The organism is Streptomyces sp. NPDC051018, assembly GCF_044456085.1.
Classification (GTDB): domain Bacteria; phylum Actinomycetota; class Actinomycetes; order Streptomycetales; family Streptomycetaceae; genus Streptomyces.
The window spans coordinates 389424-408974 of sequence record NZ_JBITFN010000002.1 but is presented as its reverse complement, the minus strand read 5'-3'; the positions used below and the strand labels follow the sequence as shown (position 1 = coordinate 408974).

The following is a 19551-nucleotide window of genomic DNA, read 5'->3' as shown; positions in this document are numbered from 1 at the left end:
CACATGATGCGAAAACTGGCGTCCTTCCCCAGTGGCAGGAAGACGAAATGGGTCGTCATCGTCCTCTGGGCAGCCCTGCTGGTCCCGGCGCTCATGCTGGCCGGCAGGCTCGGCGACGTAGAGGAGAACGACAGTTCGGCCTGGTTGCCCGGTGACGCGGAGTCGACCGCGGTCGTGGAGCGAGCCGAGAAGTTCCTGCCCGGCGATACGGTGCCGGCGATTGTCGTCTACGACCGGCCCGGCGGTATCACCGCCGCCGACATGGCCAAGGCCCGAGCCGACGCCGCGGCCTTCCAGGGTGTCGAGAGGGTGGTGGGGACACCACAGGGCCCGCTGAAGTCCGAGGACGGCCAGGCCATCCAGACCGTGGTCCAGGTCCAGAAGGACAAGAGCGGCTGGAACGGGATCGGCGAGGTCGTCGACGCGATGACCGAGGTCGGCGAGGAGGGCGCGGGCGGTCTCGGGTTCCATGTCACCGGACCGGCCGGCTACGCGTCCGACTCGGTCAAGGCCTTCGGCGGAGGAGGCGGACTGACGGCGATCACGGCGGCGGTCGTGGTCGTGATCCTGCTGCTCACCTACCGCAGCCCGCTGCTGCCGCTACTGCCCCTGCTGACCGCGGGCGGCGCCCTGGTCACATCGGAGGCGGTGATCTATCTCCTGGCGAAGAACGCCGGACTCGTCGTCAACACACAGACCAGCTTCATCCTGACCGTCCTGGTGTTCGGCGCCGCCACCGACTACGCCCTGCTGCTCACCTCGCGCTACCGGGAGGAACTGCGGCGGCACGAGGACCGGCACAAGGCGATGGCGGAGGCTCTGTACCGCTCCGGTCCCGCGATCACCGCCAGCGCCGCGACCGTCGCGGTCAGCCTGATGCTGCTGATGCTGGCCACCCTCAACTCCACCCAAGGACTCGGGCCCGCCTGCGCCGTCGGCATCCTCGTCGGACTGCTCGGCATGGTCACCCTGATGCCGGCCCTGCTGGTCGTCTGCGGACGCTGGATCTTCTGGCCGGTGAAGCCGGTGTACGGAGCGGCCGAGGCGGCGAAGGAGGGCGTCTGGACCCGGGTGGGCAACGCCGTCTCCCGCCGGCCCCGGATCGTGTGGATCGGCACCGCTCTCGCCCTCGGTGTCATGGCGATCGGAGCGTTCGGGCTCAAGGCGGACGGGCTCTCCAACAAGGACCAGTTCACCGGCAAGCCGCAGATGGCCGTCGGCGAGGAGATCAGCAACAGGCACTTCCCCGCCGGGTCGGGCGACCCCGTCTACGTCGTGGCCAAGGCCGCCTCGGCCGAGGACGTGAAGGCCGCGCTGTCCGGTGTCCCGGGAATCGCCGAGGTCTCGCCGCCGGCGTTCAAGGGCGATGAGGCCATGATTCTCGGGGAACTCAGGGACTCTCCCAGCGGCACCGCCGCGATGCGCGCCGTCGAGCGGGCCAGAGACGCGGTCCACCGGATCGACGGCGCGGATGCCCAGGTCGGCGGCAACACGGCGATCACGCTCGACACACGGGAAGCGGCCGCCCGCGACTCCAGGCTGATCATTCCCATGGTGCTGGTCGTGGTGTTCCTGATCCTCGCGCTGCTGCTGCGGGCGATCGTCGCGCCGCTGCTGCTCATGGCGACGGTGGTGCTGTCGTTCGCGGCGGCCATGGGTGTGAGCAGTCTGGTGTTCGACCATGTGTTCGACTTCGCCGGAGCGGACGCCAACTTCCCGCTGCTGACGTTCGTGTTCCTGGTCGCCCTGGGGATCGACTACAACATCTTCCTGGTCACCCGGGTGCGGGAAGTGACGCTGTCGCACGGCACGCGGCGCGGCGCGCTGATCGGTCTGTCCACCACCGGGGGTGTGATCACCTCGGCGGGCCTGGTGCTGGCCGGCACCTTCGCGGCGATGGCCTCGCTGCCGCTGGTGTTCGCCGCGGAGCTCGGGTTCGCGGTGGCGTTCGGCGTGCTGCTGGACACCATGGTCGTCCGCTCGGTGCTGGTCACCGCGCTGACACTGGACCTGGACCGGTGGATGTGGTGGCCCAGCGCGCTGTTCAGGCGCGGGGACGCTCCCCGGCCGCCGGAGCAGGGCCTGCCCGACCTCGAACCCGCCCTCGGGGCCAGGTGACGAACCGTCCGCCTTCCCGACCGTACGCCTCGGACCTTCCGGCCACGGCCGGGAGGCCCGGGGCGCCGGAGAGGAGGACCGTCCCGGGGGACTGCCTGCGGGGGACCGCCCCTTTACCGCCGCGGGCCGGGGTGCTTCCGCAGGTCGGGTGGACTGTCGACTTCCGTTCGCCGACCGGGTGTTGCCGTGTAACGGGGCCGCTACCGCGCTGTCCCGGGAGGACACGGAGTGCGACGTACCGGATCCCGGGCCCGTCATAGCAGCCAAGACAGCGGGCACCGGCGCCGAGGCCGCTCGCCAACCATTCTCAGGGAGTCCCCATGACGAACCGTCATCTGCGTACGGCCGTAGTCACCACCGCCGCGCTCACCGCCGGACTTCTGATGACGGCGTGCCAGAGCGGCTCGGGAGACGACACGTCCGGGAAGAAGGCGGCGGCCCCCGCGGCCGAGGCGGACAAGGCCTCGGACTCCGGCAAGGCCAAGGGTGTCAGCGGTTCGTTCAGGAACGGCGAGGTCACCCTTCTCGCCCCCGGCAAGTACCTCGTGTCGATACCGGGCAAGGGCGACCAGCAGTTCCTCGTCGCCGAGGACACCGAGGTGCACGGCGCCGGTGTCGTCTGCGGCGACGTGCGGTCCAAGGTGGACGCGCCATGCACAGCGGAGCAGCTGGAGGCCGCCGCCCGGAAGGGCGCCGTGCCCGCGGATGTGGAGATGTCAGAGGGCGTCGCGAGCCGGGTGACCGAGCGGCGCGCCCCCCGGCAGGGCTCCGGCCCGGATTCCGGCTCGTCGGCGGGTTCGGGCTCCGGCTCCCCGAAGGACCCCTCGAACGGCTCCGACCGGTCCACCATCGAGGACATCAACGACGGCAAGGGCGTCAACGGAACCTGGTTCGGCAATGTCTCGTACCTGGCGCCGGGCAAGTACACCGTCTCCGGCCTCAGGGGTGTCGAGCAGCAGTTCTTCGTCGCCACCGACACCGAGATCTGGGGCTACGGCGACATCTGCGGCGACGAGAACACCTACGAAGGCGGCCAGGGCGGCATCGAGTGCACAGAGGCCGAACTGGAGAAGGCCGCCAAGAAGGGCTTCAGCGCGGAGGTCGGGATCCGCAACGGCATCGCGACGGTCATCCGCGACGACCACTGAGTCCGCGGCCGGGAGCGCGTACGGCCATGACCGCCGACCGGTAACGGTCCCTCCGGCGCAGGCGGTCCGGGGGCGGACACGGAGGCCGTGACCGGGCCGACGGCTCGGGCGCCCACCCGCGGGGTACGGGCCCGGTGCGACGACAGCGCGTCCCGGGGCCCCGGCCGCCCCCGCCGGGGACTCCCGGGCAGCCCGGACCTATGCATGGCATGCACACACACAGTTCCGGTGAGGGAGTCCCCCGCGGATGTGGTGTCCGCTCCCGGGAGCCGGGCCCGGTCCCGGCCCCACCGGCCGCGGAGGCGGTCAATCGTCCGCCGGGACCGGGCAGAACGCCGGACGGGCGATCACGCCGGCGGAAGGGGCGTCTCACGCGCCCGGAGACGAACCGACCCGGAGTCGAATGTACGTCCGCCGCTAAGTAAAGGTATGTTCTGGACTGATGGACGCGCCGGGCGAACGGGGACCGGTGCCGTGACGTGAAGGCTGGAGCGGTATGACCGAGAGCGGGCCCGGAGCCCCGACCGGAACTCCCACCCGGAGCGGGAAGACCCCCGAGCGCGCCCGGCGGCCGAAGGACCGGCGGGTCACGATCGAGAGGATCGCGGCGGAGCTGTTCGCCGAGCGCGGGTACTCGGCGACCGGGGTGGGGGACATCGCCGACCGGGTCGGGGTGACACCCGGCGCGATCTACCGGCACTTCAGCGGCAAGGACGATCTGCTGCGGCACATCCTCGAAGGCGCGCTGGCCGACTTCACCGCGGTGGCGCAGCCCGGCCCCGAGGTCGGAGACGACCCCGAGGCGCGGCTGGAGGCGGCGGTCCGGAGCAATGTCGAGCTGACCCTGTCCGAGCCGTCGCGGACCGCCACCTACCTCCAGGAGTGGCACTCGCTGTCCGAGGCGGCCCGGGAGGAGCTGCGTACGGGGGAACGGCGGCTGACGCGGGTGTGGGAGAAGACGATCCGCGACGCCCGCCCGACCGTCTCCCACGGAGACGCGGTGACCCGCCAGCGGGCGCTCAACGGCGTCCTCGGGCGGTTGGCACGGCGGCCCGACGCACTCCAGCGCCCTCGTGCGAAGACCCTGCTGACGGATTCCCTGGTGGCACTGCTGCTCGCTCCCGGGGACCGCTCCGCCGCCTTCACGGCGCCCGGGCCGCGCCGTAGCTGGACGCCTCCCCGCTCCAGGCGCCAGGAGATCCGCGACGCCGCGGCCTCCCTGTTCCGCCAGCACGGCTACCACGGCGTCGGCATCGACCAGATCGGCAAGGCGGCCGGGATCTCGGGGCCCACCGTGTACGGGACGTACACCAGCAAGGCGGAGATCCTCGTCGACGCCTGCGACCACGCGGCCGCCAAGCTGGAGGTGGCCATCGAACGCGCCATGGAGGAGGCACACGGCCCGGAGGAGGCGCTGAGCCTCGCGGTTGCGGCGTATGCCACGGTCGCGTTCACCGACTCGGACATCGTCGCCATCAACACCCGGGAGGTCGACGCCCTGCCCGAGGCCGACCGTGCCCGGATCAACCGCCGCAGGGCGGCGATCCGGCAGGTGCGCGGCGCCGTGCTGGCGCAGGTGCGCACGGATCTGGACGAGCACGAAGCCCGGGTCCTGCTCGTCTGCGCCGACGCGGCCGTCCAGGAGATGGCGCTGGTACGCCGGAACCGCACCTCCGCCACCGCGGCCACGGATCTCATCCTGCGGTTCCTCCTCGGGAGTCCCGCCGCCCGCGGCTAGAGGGGCGACCGGGACCGACCACCGGCCCGCGACGCCCGGCGCTGCCCCTGGGACCGGCGGCCCGGCTGGTACCACCACCCCTGGGCCTGACGGCCGCGGCCGTACCCCCGCCCCTGGGTCCGGCACCCCGGCGGTATCCCGGCCTCCTGGCCCGGCCCGGGGGTCGCCCCGAGCCGCGTTGCCGGGAGTACGGCAGAGCACGGGAGCACCGTACGTACGAGCCGCCGGCCTCCGCCGGGGCTCCCTTCCCCTTCGGCGTTCGGCGACCGCTGCCACCGGGCTCCGGAGTCGTATACGACCGGCCACCGGTCCGCCCACGGCCCGAACACCGGAACGCGCACGGCCCGGCCGATGGCTGGGTGTCCATCGGCCGGGCCCGTGCGGGTCCCGCGGAGAGTGCCGGCTACGGCAGCACGAACTCGGCGTCGCCCTTGAGCGCCGCGCTGCCGGTCTGGCGTTCGCAGCGGAGTTCCACCGTGACCCGCCGGCCGCCGCCGGGCTCATCGGCGATGGCGGTCACCTTGGCAGTGCAGGTCAGCTCGTCGTCCGGCCAGACCTGGTCCACGAAGCGGATCTTGAACCGGCGCAGGGTCTCCACGCCGAGCCAGTCGGTGACATAGGTGGCGAGCATCCCGGCCTGGAGCATGCCCACGGAGAACACCGACGGAAAGCCGGTGGCCTTCGCGAACGGCTCGTCGTGGTGCAGCGGGTGGAAGTCACCGGAGGCGCCCTGGTACTTCACGAAGTCGGTACGGGTCAGCTTGGGGTAGGTGCGGGGATCCGCCTCCTGGCCCACCTCCAGCTCGATCCGCTCGACGGTCGCGGACTCGCTCATGTTCAGCCCTCGTCCTTCTTGGGTGCCTTCTCGGTTTCGACGAGCGTGCTGCGGGCCTCGGCGACGAGCGTGCCCTTCTCGTCGCGGAACTCGGTGACGACGACGCCGAAGCGCATGCTGCCGCCTCTCTTGCCCGGCTTCTCATAAGTCTCCACGACCTTCGCCTCGCAGGTCAGGGTCTGTCCCGCCGCGGGCAGCGGGCCGTGGAAGACATACTCCTCCTCACCGTGCAGGATCCGGCGCATATCGAAGCCCAGCCGGGCGATACCGGACTCGGCGACCGGCTCCCACAGGGTGCGGGAGCTGAGCAGGAAGGTCGGGGGGATGACGGGGGTGCTGCCCTTGTGCGCCACATGGCGGGTCTTGACCGCGCGGGCGAACTCACGGATCTTGCCGAGTTCGATCGGCATGGTGTAGCTCATACGGCTGCTGCTCCTGGTTCCTAGAGAGGGACGCGCTGGCGGTTGACCTTGACCCGGGTGGGCCACGCGGCGAGTTCGCCGGCGAGACCCCCGACGGTCCAGCGCTCCTCGCGGTCCACCTCGTGGGCGATGTTCCAGCCCTGGTAGAGACCGATGTGGCCGCCGTGCACGGAGAAGACCTGGCCGGTGAAGGGGCAGTCCGCGGTGGCCAGATAGCCGACGAGCGGTGCGATGTTCGCCGGGTCGAAGCGGTCGAAGCCACCGGCCTTCTCGGCCGCCTTGGCGATGGCCTCGCCGAGCCCGGGGGTGGCCGGCACCGGAGCGGTCGCGGCGACCGGGGCGATGGCGTTGGCCCGCACCTGGAAGCGCTTGAGCTCGACGGAGGCGGTGACCGCCATCATGGCCGAACCGGCCTTCGCGGCTGAGTAGTTGAACTGGCCGGGGTTGCCGTGCAGACCCGCGCCCGAGCTGGTGTTGACCACCGAGCGGTCGGAGGTGCGGCCGGCCTTGGACTGGTCGCGCCAGTACACGGCGGCGGCCTTCGTCAGGGCGAACGTGCCCTTGAGATGCACCTCCAGGATGGAGTCGAACTGCTCCTCGGTCATGCTGACGAGCAGCGCGTCCCGGATGAATCCGGCGTTGTTCACGATGATGTGCAGATCGCCGTAGGTCTCCACCGCGGCGTCGACCATCGCCTGGCCGACCGCGAGGTCGCCGACGCTGCCCTCGACGGCGACGGCCTGCCCGCCGGCCTCGGTGATCTCGTCGACGACGGCCTTGGCGCCCTTGATGTCGTTCACGACGACCCGGGCTCCCTCGGCCGCAAGCAGTAGCGCCTCTTCGCGGCCCAGTCCGGCGCCCGCGCCGGTGACGACGGCGACACGTCCGTCAAGCTTTCCCATGATGGTCAGATCGCCTTCGAAGGACGCCTCACCCCCACCACCCACTGACACCTCAACAACCAAGATCAGCCGTTGATTGGACAGACCCGGCCGCGGCTCCGGACGGGGGCTGCCCGGTGCGGCACCGCGCCGGGCAGCCGTCGGGCCGCTGTCGGGCCGCCGGTCAGGACGCCGTTCCCACCCTGGGCTCGCGCGGGAGGCCGAGGGCCCGTTCGGCGATCGTGTTCTTCTGGATCTCGTCCGTACCGCCGCCGAGCCGCAGCCCGGGTGTTCCGCACACCAGCTCGGACCAGGCGTAGGTTCCCCACTCCCCCGTGTCGGCCACCATGGCGGGGCCGAGCAGCAGGGTGGCTATCTCGCCCGCGCGCTGAAGGGACCGGGTGAGGGCGAGCTTGGACAGGGAGCCCTCGGGGCCGGGGACGCCCTTCGCACGGGCGGATGCCGCCGCGCGCCGGGCGGTCCAGGACCGCATACGGTTTCTCGCGTAGAGATCCGCCAGCGCCTGCCGGACCAGCGGGTCCTCCAGCCTGCCGAACTGCCGGGCGGTCATCACCAGCCGGCCGAAGAGATCGGGGCCGCCGCCCCCGCCGCCGCGGGCGGCCGCGGCCCGCTCGAAACCGAGGGTGGTCATCATCGCCGACCAGCCGCCACCGACCTCTCCGAGGCGCGCGGAGTCCGGGATCCGGGCACCGTCGAAGAACACCTCGTTGAAGTTGGCGCCACCGGTCATCTGCCGCAGCGGCAGCACCGTGATGCCGGGTGCGTCCAGCGGCACCACGAACGCGGTGAACGCCTGCTGACGCGGGGCGTCCCGGGACGTACGGCAGATCACGATGCCGAGTTCGGCGTACTGAGCCCCGGAGGTCCACACCTTCTGCCCGTTCAGCACCCACTCCTCGCCGTCGCGCTCCGCACGCAGCGCGATCGAGCCCAGATCGGAACCCGCGCCGGGTTCGGAGAACAGCTGGCAGCACAGCAGATCGCCCCGGCGCAGCGGGCGGAGCCAGCGCTGCTTCTGCTCCTCGGTCCCGAGCGTGAGAATCGTCGGCGCCTCGATCTCCAGGGAGATCGACACCAGATCCGCCACCGCCGGGATGACGAACCCGGCTTCGAGCCGCCGGAAGCCGTCCTCGTACGCGCGGGGCAGACCGGCACCGCCGTACTCGGCCGGCCGGCTGATCGCTCCGTACCCGGCGTCGAACTTCGCGCGCTGCCACTCCTTGAGCGCTTCGATCCCGGCCCGCTCCTCCTCGGGAGAGGTGTCCCGGAAGAGGAACACGCCGTCCGGCCCTCTTCCCCATTCCAGTTCCCTGCTCGCCCCGCGGGGCTCCGCATGGGCGCGGAGCCAGGCCCCGGCGGCTTCCAGGTATGTATCCAACGACGACACCGAACCACCTCCCTCATACCGAATGATTCTTTACTTATACGCGAATCTATGTCAATCCTCCGGCGGACTTACCGGGATCACATCGACGGATCGAGAAAACAATCACTCACTTATACGGCGGTCTTCCCGCTGGGCACGGCCTCTGGCCAGCACACCGTCCCTGCTGCGCACCACCGCGCCGCGGTCAAAGGTCCGCTTCCAGGCCGCGAGGCCCTCGGCCTCGATCCGCGGACCTTTCCCGAGGGCGGCCGCCTCGATACGCCGGGAGGAAGCCAGCATCGCGGCGACTCCCCCGCGGTGATCACCGCTCATCGCCCCGGCGACCCGCAGCGCCGTCGCCGCCAGCGCGCCGTGTGCGACCACCTCGGTGACCAGCCCGGTACGCAGCGCCTCGGCGGCGCCCACGAAGTCGCCGGTGAGGCTCATCCGCCGCGCCGTCGCGAAGCCCACCCGCTCGGGCAGCAGGACCGAGACGCCCCAACCGGGCATCACCCCGACCCGGGCGTGGGTGTCGGCGAACACCGCCCGCTCGGAGGCGATCAGGAAGTCGCAGTTCAGGGCGATCTCCAGACCCCCCGCGACGGCCGGACCGTTGACCGCGCCGATCACCGGTGTGGACAGCGGTGCCCAGGCGCGCCCGGCCGGGATGCCTTCCGCGTTCCCGGTGCCCACGTTCCGGCCGCTGTCTCCCAGCTCCCGGAGATCGAGCCCCGCGCAGAAGGCGGGATCGGCGCCCGTGAGCACGATCGCGTCGATGTCCGGATCGCGGTCCAGCACGGCGAGTTCCCGGCGCATGGCCCGGATCAGCTCGGCGTTCAGGGCGTTGCGGACCCGGGGCCTGTTGAGGGTGAGGGTCGCGATGCGCCCGGCCCGTGCCACGAGTACCGGCGGTTCGGCGCCCGCCGCGCGCCGGTGTGTCCCGTCGGTCATACCGTCCATACCGTTCTCCCTTGTCCGGGCGTCCGCGGTGACTGTGGGTGTGTGTGGGTGGCCCGGGTGTGGATCAAGCCGGGCCGGGACCCCTGGCAGACGCCTCCGTCGAACGAGTCGGCCGCGGCTGGATCCGTGCGCCGCCGGGGCGTGCGGTGTGTGTGGGTGTTGTCCGCCGGGTACGGCCTGTCCACGAGGCCGGAGGTCTCCACGGCCGCCGCGGCGGCGGTCCGTATCCGGGGTGTGCCCGGTGACTGCCGTACCCCCACCGCCGCACCCCGGTGACCGCCGTCCCCGAGCCGACGGGGCGTTCACCCGCAGGTGCCGTTCCCCGGCCCATGGCCCCCGGCCATCGCCTTGAGCCGTCCGATGTCTGCGAGACGGCGGACGGGGTCGGCCGCCAGAGGTGTGACGAGGAGGGTGGTCACACCGGCCGCGCGGTATGCCTCGACGCGCTCGGCGACATGGGAGGCCGGACCGATCAGGGCGAGGGCGCGCAGCAGTTCCTCGGGTACGGCCGCCGCTGCCTCCTGTTTCCTCCCCTCCAGATAGAGGTTCTGGATCAGCGCGGCCTCACCGGCGTAGCCGTAGCGGCAGGCCAGATCGTGGTAGAAGTTGCGTCCGCGCGCGCCCATCCCGCCGATGTAGAGGGCGAGTTGCGGACGCGCCCGGTCGATCAGACCGTCGACGCCGTCCCCGATGGCGAGCGGCGCCGAGACCGCGATGTCCAGTTCCCCCAGCGAGGGATCCCGGGACGCCCGGCCTTCGGCCAGTGCGGGGCCCCAGACCTCGCCGGCCTTCTCCGGATGGAAGAAGGCCGGCATCCAGCCCTCGGCGATCTCGGCGGCCAGGGCGACGTTCTTCGGGCCGATGGCGCCGAGCATGACGGGGATACGGTCACGCACCGGCCGCGCGATCAGCTTGAGCGGCTTGCCCAGACCGGTCCCCTCACCGGGCGGGAGCGGGATCCGGTAGTGGCGACCCTCGTACACGACATGCTCCCGGCGCCAGGTCCGCCGGCAGATCTCCACGATCTCGCGAGTACGGGCCAGGGGCGCGGTGTACGGCTGCCCGTGGAAACCCTCGATGACCTGCGGGCCCGAGGCCCCGAGTCCCAGGGTGAACCGGCCGTCGGAGACATGGTCGAGCCCCGCGGCCGTCATCGCGGTCAGGGTGGGGGTGCGGGTGTAGATCTGGAGGACCCCGGAGGCGATCTCCAGCCGTTCGGTACGCGCGGCGAGAAAGCCGAGCATGCTGATCGCGTCGAAGGAGTAGACCTCGGGGACGAAGACGATGTCCAGTCCCGCTTTCTCGTAGTCGCCGAGCCGGGCGACGGCCTCCTTGAAGTCGACGCTGTAGCTCACGGACATGCCGATTCTCATACGGGACCTCCTGAGACACCGGCTCCGCCAGCGGTTGCCGGGCAGGCGCCGGCCGGGCGCGGTCGCGTGCCGGCCGGCGCCCGGGAATCATGCCCGGGCGGCTGAGGGCGCCTTCGGGCCATGGGCCGAAGGCGCCCTCAGCCGCCCGTGACGCCCGGGATCTTGCGGAAGTCCCAGGACACGATCTTCTCGGGGACCATCCGCAGCCAGGCGTGCCGCCGGTCGTACGGCATCCGTCCGCGCCCGAGGTACTTGCGGGCGAAGAGCGCCTCGATGTGTTCCAGTTCCTCGACAGGCTCCCCCGTGCGCGGGGCCTCGCCGACCGGTTCCGCCCTGCCGCGCAACTCCACTCCCCGGATCTCCTCATAGGCGTGGCCGTCGTCGACGACCACGCTGATCCGGGGATCGCGGGCGATGTCCTTCCAGCGCCCGCTGTGCACCAGGGAGTACAGCCACAGGGCCGTACCGTCCCAGGCGTACCAGAGCGCCCCCACATGGGGGCCGCTGTCCGCGGCCAGGGTCGCCACCCGGCAGACACGCTGTCCGGCCAGGTACGCGTCGGCTTCGGGCCGGGTCATCATGATCTTTCTACGGTGCCGCTGTGTCGCCGTCGCACCGGGGCCTCCGGGCCCCGCCCCACGGTCGTCCCGGGGGAGGCTCCCTGTCGGACGCATCGTCACGCGCTATCCCACCCATCTCATCTATGTGAATCATCATTCCGAGAACCGAGGTCTCGAAAGATGAACATCAACGAAGTCGGCACCCAGAGACATGCCAACTGATCTGGTGGTTCCTGTGGGCATCTTGACACTCTGAATCAGGGAGGTAAAGAGTTGTTATGCCAATGATCTGGTCCACAGGCCCACCCATCCTCTTCCGGCGCGGCCCTCACGGCGCGCCGGAGGCGCGGCATCCACCCACCAGGAGATCGCATGGCTTCTTCCACACCGGCCTGGCCCGCGGGTCTGCCCCACCATCTGCCCTGCCCTGATGTCGGAATGGATGTCGTCCTCGCCTCGGCCGCCGAGATGTACGGGGACCGCGCGGCGCTCGTCGACGGCACCCGGACCATCGGCTTCGCCGAGTTCCACGACCAGGCCATGCGGATCGCGGGCGGGCTGCGGGAGCGCGGAATCGGGCCCGGTGATGTGGTCCTGCTGCATGTACCGGGCTCCCTGTGGTTCCCGGTCGTCTACTACGGCATCATGTGCTCCGGCGCGGCCGCCGCCTCGGTCAACACGGCCCAGCCCGCCGAGGTGCTGCGCAAGCAGCTCGCCGACTGCGGCGCCGTCGCGGCCTTCACCCACCCCTCCTGCGCCGGCGGGCTCCTGGCGGCGGGCGGGGCGGAACTCGCGCTGACCGTATGGGTACCGCCCACCGAGGCGGCACCCGAGGGCGCGGACGACGTCCCCACGCCTCCCGCGAACGCCGTACCGCTGGCCGATCTGCTGCGTTCCGGGCCGCTGACCGGGTACCGGGTGCCGCCGGACGCCCTGGCCCACCTCCAGTACACGGGCGGCACGACCGGCGAGCCCAAGGGGGTCCGGGTGCTGCACCGCAATCTGGCGGTGCACACCATGCACGGCGTCACCTGGCGCAGCGGTCATATCGCCCGCGCCACGGAGAAGGGGCTGCTGCGTCTGGACCCGGTACCGGGCGCGTATGAGACGCTGCCGCTGAGCCCGGGCGCCGACGCGCTCATCGATGTCTTTCCGATGATCCACGCCACCGGACTCGTCGGCTACTCGCTCAATGTGCTGCTCGGCACGACCTTCGTGAACTCCGGGCGCTTCGACCCGGCCCGCTATCTCGCCGAGATCGAGAGCTACCGCGCCACCACGGTGCGCGGTGTGCCGACCTTCCACCACGCGCTGCTGCGGGCGGCGGAGGACCGTTCGTACGACCTGTCGTCCGTCCGGCTGGTGTCGATCGGGGCGGCGCCCAGCGACAGCACCCTGCACGACCGGATCAGGGCGCTCTACCCGAACGCCGACCTCACCGACGCCTACGGTCTGAGCGAGGCCACCCTCACCGTGAGCGTGCCCCCGCTCAACAAGGGTGCCCGGCAGCCGGCCGGCAGCGTCGGGGTTCCCGTGTTCGACACCGAGGTCGAGATCCGGGAGCCGGACGGGGAGAAGGTGCTCCCCGTGGGCGCCACCGGTGAGATCTGGGTACGCGGCCCTCAGATCGCGGACGGCTACCACGGGCTCCCGAGCTGACCGCACGCCAGTTCCGGGACGGCTGGCTGTGCACGGGTGATCTGGGGCGCCTCGACGAGCAGGGCTGGCTCTATCTCTCCGGCCGGGCCAAGGACATGATCATCTACAAGGGGTACAACGTCTATCCGGCCGCCCTGGAGGAGATCGTCTGCTCCCATCCGGCCGTCGCCCAGGCGTCCGTGGTCGGCAAGCCGCAGGAGGAGGCCGGCGAGATTCCGTGCGCGTTCGTCCAGGTGCGCCCCGGCTTCGAGGCGGGCCCCGCGCTCGCGGACGAGCTGATGGCCCTGGTCGCCGACCGGGTGACTCCGTACCAGCGCGTCCGTGCGGTCGAGTTCCTGGAGAGCTTCCCGGTCTCGGCGGTCGGCAAGATCCTCAAGTCGGAGCTGAGGAAGCGGTTCTCCCCCGCGCAGGGGTCGTAGGGGTACGAGGGGTCTTACGGGCCCGGTGCGGTGAGGGCCCGGTGGCGGGCCGCACAGCCGCACCGGGCCCGGAGCCGTGGAACCCGTTCCGTATCTCTGTCGGCGAGTAGCCCGATTCCTACGCCAGCTCCAGTGCCGTACGGCATGGAGACCAAGGGCGCCACCCCCGACCCGCAGGGGAAACCAGCGCCGGCCGACACCTGATCGGGCCTGCGTCACAAGGGTCCGGTCAGCCGCGTCGTCCCCAGGACGGGATGTCGAAAAGAGCCAGCTCGTCATCGTCAGGCGCCTGGAAGAGCTTCACGTACTCGTCCAGCAACTCGCGGCCGACCGGGACGGCCCCCTGTCCACCCTCCCGCCTTCGGGCTTCGAGCCGGCGGCACAGCTCATCGGCCGACACGGCGAGGTAGTGCAGTTCAACGGGGATGCCGAGTGCACGGGCCGCCAGGCGCTTCTCGTCCCGCTCGGAGCGCCCCCAGAAGCCGAACTCCAAGATCACAGTCTGTCCGAGCCCCAGCAGGTCCTGGGCATGAGCCCAGAACCGCCTCTCCAGCCGGTCACGCGTCCGCTCGTCGAAGTAGTCGACACCGAGATCCTCCAGCCATTCGTCCGGACACAGACGCACCGCTGGAATCTCTCTCGCCATGAGCTTGGCCAGCGTCGTCTTCCCGGAGCCGGGAAGCCCGCACAACAAGATAAGCCTGGGCTCGGGACTCACATCCATCACGAGCCTCCCCGGCACCGCAGCAAGGTCATTCAGCCATGCTCGCGCAACCCCTCGGGACAACGGAAATGGTTTCCGAGCCCATGACCGCGTTCTCCGAACGCCCGCCTCGGCACCACCCGCACTCGCCGGCTGCGAACCGAGCCCCGGGCCGGGAAACACGCACGCAGGCGCGTGCCCACGGCGTGCCGTCTCCGTCAGGCCGCCGGGCGGCGCCAGGCGGGTTCCGTGAAGGCGACCCAGCGGCGCAGCCTGCGGGCGACGTGCGTGGCGTCCGTACCGACGCCGTGGATCCCGCCGGAGAGCAGGGACCGCTGGCCTTCGAGACCCACGAAGGCCAGCCCGGGGTGCACCGTGGACAGGCCCGAGCGCTGCCGGGGCACACCGCGGAGGTCGAGCGCGCCGATCGGCCGCAGATACTCCACCGCCGGGCGGTAGCCGGTGGCGAGCAGGACGGTGTCGACGTGCTCGGCTCTCCCGTCGGCCCAGTGGATGTCGGTGCCGTCGGCGGCCGTGAACAGGTCACGGTGGTCGAGGACGCCGCTGTCCAGCGCCTTGCGGTACCTGTCGTCGTTGTCGACGATGACCGCGGACTCGTGCAGCGGTATGAGCGCTCCGATCGGCAACAGCAGTCCGGTTTCGAGGGCCTTCCAGCCCGCCCGGCTCCTGGGAGGCCGGAGTTTGGTGTATTTGATGGGGCGTCGGCTGGTCAAGGTGACCCGGGCGTTCCCGGCCACGGCCAGTTCATGGGCGATCTGCATCGCCGAGTTGGCCCCGCCGACCACGACGACCCGCTGTCCCGCGAACGGTTCGGGCGAGCGGTACTCGGCGGAGTGCAGCACCTTTCCGGTGTAGGCGGCGAGGCCGGGTATCTCCGGACGGTTCGGATTGCCGAAGGTGCCGGTGGCGGCCACGACGACCGGGGCGTGCAGCACCTCGCCGGTCTCCGTCGTCACCGCGTATCCCTCGGTCGTGGTGTGGACGGTGGCGACCCGGGCGCCGGTACGGATCTCGCAGTCGAGGCGGGCCGCGTACGCCCGCAGATAGGCCACCATCTCGTCGCGGTGGGGAAGGTGGCCGGCCCGGGCGGGGAACGGCATGCCGGGCAGGCACGACAGCCGGGCGGGGGTGAAGATGGTGAGGCTGTCGTAGTAGTGCGGCCAGGATCCGACCGGTTCGGTACCGGCTTCGAGCACGATCGGCCTGAATCCCTGGTTCCGTAAGGCGTAGGCGGCCCCGAGTCCGTACTGTCCGCCGCCGATGACGATTGCTGTGTCCATGGTCCTCTCCTTCGTACCGGGCCCACGGCCGGGCGGCCCCTCGGACGGGTCTGTCGTGTCCCGTCCGTCGTTCCGCCGTGGTCCCGCCGGTTTCCGTTGTTGTTGTTCCGGTGTCGCCGCGGTGAGGTTGTGGTGTCGTGGCCCGGACGGCCGGTTCAGCCGCCCGGCCGCCGGGCCGCCCGGTCCGGGACGGGCAGCCCGGCCTCGACGGCGGCCACCGCGGTGTCGACGAGGCCGGGGAGCGGAGTCTCACCCCCCAGTCGGTGCCAGAGCGCCACACTGGCCTCCATCGCCCCCTCGACCACGTGGAACACCAGTTCGAGGTACGGATCGCCGGACGGCAGCCCGGTCCGGCGGGCCAGGGCCTCGACGGTGACGCGCTTCTCCTCGGCCATATGCCGGACGAGCCGGGCGGCCAGGGCCGGATGCTCCGTCATCGCCGTGATCCGGGTGAGCCATTCGTCTCGGTCGGCGTCCCACCGGGCCAGATCGTCCCGCCAGGCATGGACCATGGCGTACGGCGGAGAGAGCCCCGCCGGGGCCGCGATGATCCGGTCCGGCAGGGTCGCCATCCGCTCCTCGTCGTCCGGGTACGGCACCAGCAGGGCGTCCTCCTTCACCGTGAAGTAGTTGAAGAAGGTGCGCGCCGAGACCCCGGCCTCCGCACTGATGTCCTCCACGGTCACCCGGTCGAGACCGCGCTCGGCCACCAGCCGCAGGGCCGTGGTCACCAGCAGCCGGTGGGTCTGCCGCCGTTTGCGCTCACGGAGGCCCAGGGTGGCGCCACCGGTCCGGCCGCGGGCTCGTTCTTCCCTCGTCACCATTCCACCGTAAGGGCAAGAATGCAGAATCTGCAAGGTTTCACGCTCTGCAATTATTGGTCAATCCGAATACGGGACAGCCGGGTTGGGCAAAGGCGCCGACGCCGGACGGACGGGTCCGACCGGGGCGCGCTTGCTCCGGGCGGCCTTCCCCGCCTCCCCGACCCGCCGACTTCGCCGTCCTGCCAGCCCTGTTCACCGGACCGGCCGTCCTCACGGTGGACGTTCACACTTCCGGTCGGCACCCGCCGGGACCCTTCAGTGGACGGACCGCCCCCGGCCCGACCAGTGGGGTGCGCGCAGCTCCCGTTTGAGGATCTTGCCCGCACCCGAGAGCGGCAGGGACGCGACGAACTCGGCGCTGCGCGGCGACTTGTACCCCGCGATCAGGGTCTTGCAGTGTGCCCTCAGCTCCTCCGCGGTGACCGTATGGCCGGGCGTGAGAACGACGACCGCATGGACGCGCTCCCCATAGGTGTCGTCGGGCACGCCGATGACCGCGCAGGAGCCGACGGCCGGGTGCTGGACGAGCGCGTTCTCGACCTCGGCGGAGTACACGTTCTCCCCGCCGCTGACAATCATGTCCTTGATGCGGTCGACCACATGGACGTACCCGTCCTTGTCCAGATAGCCCGCGTCCCCGGTGTGCATCCAGCCCCCGCGCAGCGCGGCGGCGGCCTCCTCCGGGCGCCGCCAGTACCCCAGCATCACCTGGCCGCCCCGGCAGATGATCTCCCCGACCTGCCCCCGCGGCACCTCCGCGTCATCGGGGTCCACCACCTTCAGCTCGGTGAACGGGACCGGGCGCCCGACGCTGTCGAGGCGGGACTCGTCCTCATGGTCCTCGGGGGTGAGCATCGTGGCCGCCGGAGACAGTTCGGTCATGCCGTACCCCTGCGCGAACCGGGAGCCGGGGAAGGCTTCGAGCGCCCGGCGCAGCAGTGTCGGGGAGATGGGCGAGGCGCCGTACTGGATGTGCCGGATGCTGGAGAGGTCGTACTTCCCCCGCTCGGGGTGGTCCAGCAGGGCCTGGATCATGGTCGGCACGATCCACATCAATGTCACCCGGTGCCGCTCGATGGCCCGCAGCGCTTCGAGCGGTTCGAATCCGGGGAGGATCACCTGTGTGCCGCCGAAGGTGTTCTGGTAGTTCCAGCACCCGAACCCCCCGGCGTGGAAGAGGGGGTTGAACAGCAGGAGGCGGCCGCCGGGGTGGATGCCCCGTACGGTCGCCTGGATCCCCAGGGTCGAGATCACCAGGTTGGCGTGGCTCAGCATCACGCCCTTGGGGCGTCCCGTGGTGCCGCCGGTGTAGAAGATCCCGGCGATGTCCTGCCCTCTGCGGACGGCGTCGGCGACCGGCTCGTGTCCCTCGACCAGTTCCTCGTAGTCGAGAGTCCCCGGCGGGGCGGCCCCGTCCCCGGCGTGCACCACCGTCACCCCGCCGGGCACCGCCTCCCCCGCCCCCAGCAGTGGCAGCAGGGCATCGTCGACCACCAGGACATCCGGCTCCGCGTCGCCGAGGGCGAACGCCACCTCGGCCGCGCTCCACCGGGTGTTGAGGGGAACCACCACCCCGCCGGCCCACCAGGTGGCGAGCACGGACTCGTGGTACCGGTCCGAGTTGCGGGCCAGCACGGCGACACGGTCGCCGTCGTCCACGCCCAGGGCGCGCAGCGCGCCGGCGAGTCTCGTCACGCGCTCCACGGATTCCCGGACGGTCCTGACACGTCGCCGAAGACGGTCATCGGACGGTCGGGACTCTGCTGGAGCGCGCGGTGGAGCGACTGGGTCAGATACATCGTCTCTCTCCTCGCTGTACGGTCACTGATGCGCCGGGGCACCGAGGTGGCGGGCGGCCGCTCGTCCGTGACGGCACGGCCGTCCGCGGCGCGGCCGCGGACGGTGGATCAGGCTGAGCGCCGCCGCCGCGGCCGGACCACGGCCTCCTGGACCGACGAGGCCACGAGCACCCCCTCCCGCGTCCAGCACTCGCCCGTGCCGAGGCCCCTTCCGTCCGCGAGCAGGGGACCGCGCACGGAGAGCAGCAGCCACTCGTCGGCCCGGAACGGCCGGTGCAGCCACAGCGCGTAGTCGAGTGAGGCCAGATGGATCCTCGGTGTGTGGCGGCGCAGAGGGGCCGGCAGTTCCCGGTGCATGGCGGCGGTGGGGGCGAGCGCCGTGTCCGCCGCGTAGACGAGGGCGGACGCGTGGAGGAGCGGATCGTCGGGGAGCTTCCCGGGGACCTTGAACCAGATGTACTGCCGGGTGACTCCGGTCGGTGGAACACCCTCACCGGGCTCACCCGGAAGGTGATAGCGCAGGTCGAGCCGGCGGTGGGCGTGGGCCATGACGAAGTCGCGCGGGCGTTCCGCGGCCCAGACGGGCAGGGGGTCGGGCAGGTCCTCGGGGCCGGGTATCACGGGCATTCCCGGGTGCGGGCCGTCCGTGGTTCCGGCGCTCTCCCCGGCCTGCGAGTCTTCCGCGTTCTCCGGGACCTTGAAGGACGCGGAGAGCGTGTAGACGGTCCGGTCGTGCTGGTGTGCCACGACGGTGCGGTTGTCGTAGATACGGCCGGAACGGACCCGTTCCACCCGGTACTCGACCGGCTGCTCCGGATCCCCCTGGCGCACGAAGTACCCGTGCATGGAGTGCGGGAGGCGGGACGCCTCGACGGTGCCGCCCGCCGCCACGAGGGCCTGTGCGGCGACCAGACCGCCGTACGCCCGGCCCGGGGCACCGGCGTGGCAGTCGCCGCGGAAGGTGTCGGCACCCAGAGCCTCCAGGGACAGATACGCGGCCAGGCCGGGAACAGGGGCCGCCCCGGGGGTCCCCTCCTCCCCGGGCGCGACGGCGCCCTCCTGTCCGCCGGGGGGACGAAGCCGGGCTCGGGACACAGATCGCTCCTCGTACTGCGGCGGCCTGATCGGCCGGGGACGGAACTGCCCTGGGCCGCGCCGCCACCATCCCGCCGGGGCACGGGGGTACGGCCGGGGCCGCCGGGCCCAGGGGTGGGGGCACCTCCCGGGCCGCCAGGCCCAGAGGGAGGGCGTCGCCGGGTGGACCTCCCCGGTCACCGCGCTAAGGGCTGTCCCGTAATCGGCGGTGGATCAGCGCGCGGCGTCAGATGCGGTGCATCGCAAGGCGGAGGAGCGCCCGCATACTGGGCGTATTTGGGCGTTTCGACAACGAAGCGAGGTGCCGTAGCTGTCGTCGTGCGCCCGCC

Annotated in this window: 17 protein-coding genes; 5 read left to right on the top strand and 12 right to left on the bottom strand. The window is 71.3% G+C overall.

Annotation, left to right across the window (positions count from 1 at the left end; translation table 11 throughout):
• Positions 1-3: 3 nt before the first annotated feature.
• From ACIBCM_RS05490 to ACIBCM_RS05480, 3 genes are all read left to right on the top strand, one after another.
• On the top strand, positions 4-2118 hold the full coding sequence (locus tag ACIBCM_RS05490) for an MMPL family transporter (RefSeq protein WP_399240485.1): 2115 nt from the start codon (positions 4-6) through the stop codon (positions 2116-2118).
• Between the two features lie 320 nt (positions 2119-2438).
• Positions 2439-3266: a hypothetical protein gene (locus tag ACIBCM_RS05485; protein WP_399240483.1), complete on the top strand. Its 828-nt coding sequence runs from the start codon at positions 2439-2441 to the stop codon at positions 3264-3266.
• 496 nt (positions 3267-3762) lie between these two features.
• Complete coding sequence (locus tag ACIBCM_RS05480) at positions 3763-5004, top strand: TetR/AcrR family transcriptional regulator (protein ID WP_399240481.1); 1242 nt, start codon at positions 3763-3765, stop codon at positions 5002-5004.
• Between the two features lie 403 nt (positions 5005-5407).
• Here the strand turns inward: ACIBCM_RS05480 and ACIBCM_RS05475 are convergent, their stop codons facing one another.
• The 7 genes from ACIBCM_RS05475 to ACIBCM_RS05445 all read right to left on the bottom strand — a co-directional run bounded on the left by ACIBCM_RS05475 (position 5408) and on the right by ACIBCM_RS05445 (position 11443).
• The gene (locus ACIBCM_RS05475) at positions 5408-5839 is read right to left on the bottom strand and encodes a MaoC/PaaZ C-terminal domain-containing protein (protein WP_399240479.1); all 432 of its coding nucleotides are present in this window, start codon (positions 5837-5839) and stop codon (positions 5408-5410) included.
• A 2-nt stretch (positions 5840-5841) separates the two neighbouring features.
• Entirely contained in the window at positions 5842-6261 is a 420-nt protein-coding gene (locus ACIBCM_RS05470) for a MaoC family dehydratase N-terminal domain-containing protein (RefSeq protein ID WP_399240477.1), read from the bottom strand.
• A gap of 20 nt (positions 6262-6281) precedes the next feature.
• Positions 6282-7163, bottom strand: coding sequence for an SDR family NAD(P)-dependent oxidoreductase (locus ACIBCM_RS05465; RefSeq protein WP_399240474.1), 882 nt, complete (start codon positions 7161-7163; stop codon positions 6282-6284).
• Positions 7164-7326: 163 nt separating this feature from the next.
• Positions 7327-8550: an acyl-CoA dehydrogenase family protein gene (locus tag ACIBCM_RS05460; protein WP_399240471.1), complete on the bottom strand. Its 1224-nt coding sequence runs from the start codon at positions 8548-8550 to the stop codon at positions 7327-7329.
• A gap of 102 nt (positions 8551-8652) precedes the next feature.
• Complete coding sequence (locus ACIBCM_RS05455; protein WP_399240469.1) at positions 8653-9489, bottom strand: enoyl-CoA hydratase; 837 nt, start codon at positions 9487-9489, stop codon at positions 8653-8655.
• Between the two features lie 302 nt (positions 9490-9791).
• Positions 9792-10862 carry an LLM class F420-dependent oxidoreductase gene (locus tag ACIBCM_RS05450; protein ID WP_399240467.1) on the bottom strand — a complete coding sequence of 357 codons (1071 nt, stop codon included), beginning with the start codon at positions 10860-10862 and terminating at the stop codon, positions 9792-9794.
• 137 nt (positions 10863-10999) lie between these two features.
• A complete protein-coding gene (locus ACIBCM_RS05445) occupies positions 11000-11443 on the bottom strand; it encodes a pyridoxamine 5'-phosphate oxidase family protein (protein ID WP_399240465.1) in 444 nt (147 codons plus the stop codon).
• A 351-nt stretch (positions 11444-11794) separates the two neighbouring features.
• Between ACIBCM_RS05445 and ACIBCM_RS05440 the strand changes: the two genes are divergently transcribed.
• Together ACIBCM_RS05440 and ACIBCM_RS05435 are read left to right on the top strand one after the other, a co-directional pair.
• On the top strand, positions 11795-13081 hold the full coding sequence (locus ACIBCM_RS05440) for a class I adenylate-forming enzyme family protein (protein ID WP_399240463.1): 1287 nt from the start codon (positions 11795-11797) through the stop codon (positions 13079-13081).
• A 95-nt stretch (positions 13082-13176) separates the two neighbouring features.
• Positions 13177-13500 carry a hypothetical protein gene (locus tag ACIBCM_RS05435; RefSeq protein WP_399240461.1) on the top strand — a complete coding sequence of 108 codons (324 nt, stop codon included), beginning with the start codon at positions 13177-13179 and terminating at the stop codon, positions 13498-13500.
• Between the two features lie 229 nt (positions 13501-13729).
• On the opposite strand, the gene ACIBCM_RS05430 is transcribed toward ACIBCM_RS05435, so the two are convergent.
• The 5 genes from ACIBCM_RS05430 to ACIBCM_RS05410 all read right to left on the bottom strand — a co-directional run bounded on the left by ACIBCM_RS05430 (position 13730) and on the right by ACIBCM_RS05410 (position 19222).
• The gene (locus ACIBCM_RS05430; RefSeq protein ID WP_399240459.1) at positions 13730-14242 is read right to left on the bottom strand and encodes an AAA family ATPase; all 513 of its coding nucleotides are present in this window, start codon (positions 14240-14242) and stop codon (positions 13730-13732) included.
• A 179-nt stretch (positions 14243-14421) separates the two neighbouring features.
• Positions 14422-15504, bottom strand: a complete 1083-nt coding sequence (locus ACIBCM_RS05425) for a flavin-containing monooxygenase (protein WP_399240457.1) — start codon at positions 15502-15504, stop codon at positions 14422-14424.
• 155 nt (positions 15505-15659) lie between these two features.
• Positions 15660-16328: a TetR/AcrR family transcriptional regulator gene (locus ACIBCM_RS05420; RefSeq protein WP_399240455.1), complete on the bottom strand. Its 669-nt coding sequence runs from the start codon at positions 16326-16328 to the stop codon at positions 15660-15662.
• 255 nt (positions 16329-16583) lie between these two features.
• Positions 16584-18023, bottom strand: coding sequence for a long-chain-fatty-acid--CoA ligase (locus tag ACIBCM_RS05415; protein ID WP_399240453.1), 1440 nt, complete (start codon positions 18021-18023; stop codon positions 16584-16586).
• A 212-nt stretch (positions 18024-18235) separates the two neighbouring features.
• A complete protein-coding gene (locus ACIBCM_RS05410) occupies positions 18236-19222 on the bottom strand; it encodes an acyl-CoA thioesterase (RefSeq protein WP_399240451.1) in 987 nt (328 codons plus the stop codon).
• Between the last annotated feature and the right edge of the window lie 329 nt (positions 19223-19551).

Bases quoted from the DNA above. Each gene is read 5' to 3' on its own strand.
- ACIBCM_RS05490 (WP_399240485.1), top strand. From the start codon at position 4: ATGATGCGAAAACTGGCGTCCTTCCCCAGTGGCAGGAAGACGAAATGG.
- ACIBCM_RS05485 (WP_399240483.1), top strand. From the start codon at position 2,439: ATGACGAACCGTCATCTGCGTACGGCCGTAGTCACCACCGCCGCGCTC.
- ACIBCM_RS05480 (WP_399240481.1), top strand. From the start codon at position 3,763: ATGACCGAGAGCGGGCCCGGAGCCCCGACCGGAACTCCCACCCGGAGC.
- ACIBCM_RS05475 (WP_399240479.1), bottom strand. From the start codon at position 5,839: ATGAGCGAGTCCGCGACCGTCGAGCGGATCGAGCTGGAGGTGGGCCAG.
- ACIBCM_RS05470 (WP_399240477.1), bottom strand. From the start codon at position 6,261: ATGAGCTACACCATGCCGATCGAACTCGGCAAGATCCGTGAGTTCGCC.
- ACIBCM_RS05465 (WP_399240474.1), bottom strand. From the start codon at position 7,163: ATGGGAAAGCTTGACGGACGTGTCGCCGTCGTCACCGGCGCGGGCGCC.
- ACIBCM_RS05455 (WP_399240469.1), bottom strand. From the start codon at position 9,489: ATGGACGGTATGACCGACGGGACACACCGGCGCGCGGCGGGCGCCGAA.
- ACIBCM_RS05450 (WP_399240467.1), bottom strand. From the start codon at position 10,862: ATGAGAATCGGCATGTCCGTGAGCTACAGCGTCGACTTCAAGGAGGCC.
- ACIBCM_RS05445 (WP_399240465.1), bottom strand. From the start codon at position 11,443: ATGATGACCCGGCCCGAAGCCGACGCGTACCTGGCCGGACAGCGTGTC.
- ACIBCM_RS05440 (WP_399240463.1), top strand. From the start codon at position 11,795: ATGGCTTCTTCCACACCGGCCTGGCCCGCGGGTCTGCCCCACCATCTG.
- ACIBCM_RS05435 (WP_399240461.1), top strand. From the start codon at position 13,177: ATGATCATCTACAAGGGGTACAACGTCTATCCGGCCGCCCTGGAGGAG.
- ACIBCM_RS05425 (WP_399240457.1), bottom strand. From the start codon at position 15,504: ATGGACACAGCAATCGTCATCGGCGGCGGACAGTACGGACTCGGGGCC.
- ACIBCM_RS05420 (WP_399240455.1), bottom strand. From the start codon at position 16,328: ATGGTGACGAGGGAAGAACGAGCCCGCGGCCGGACCGGTGGCGCCACC.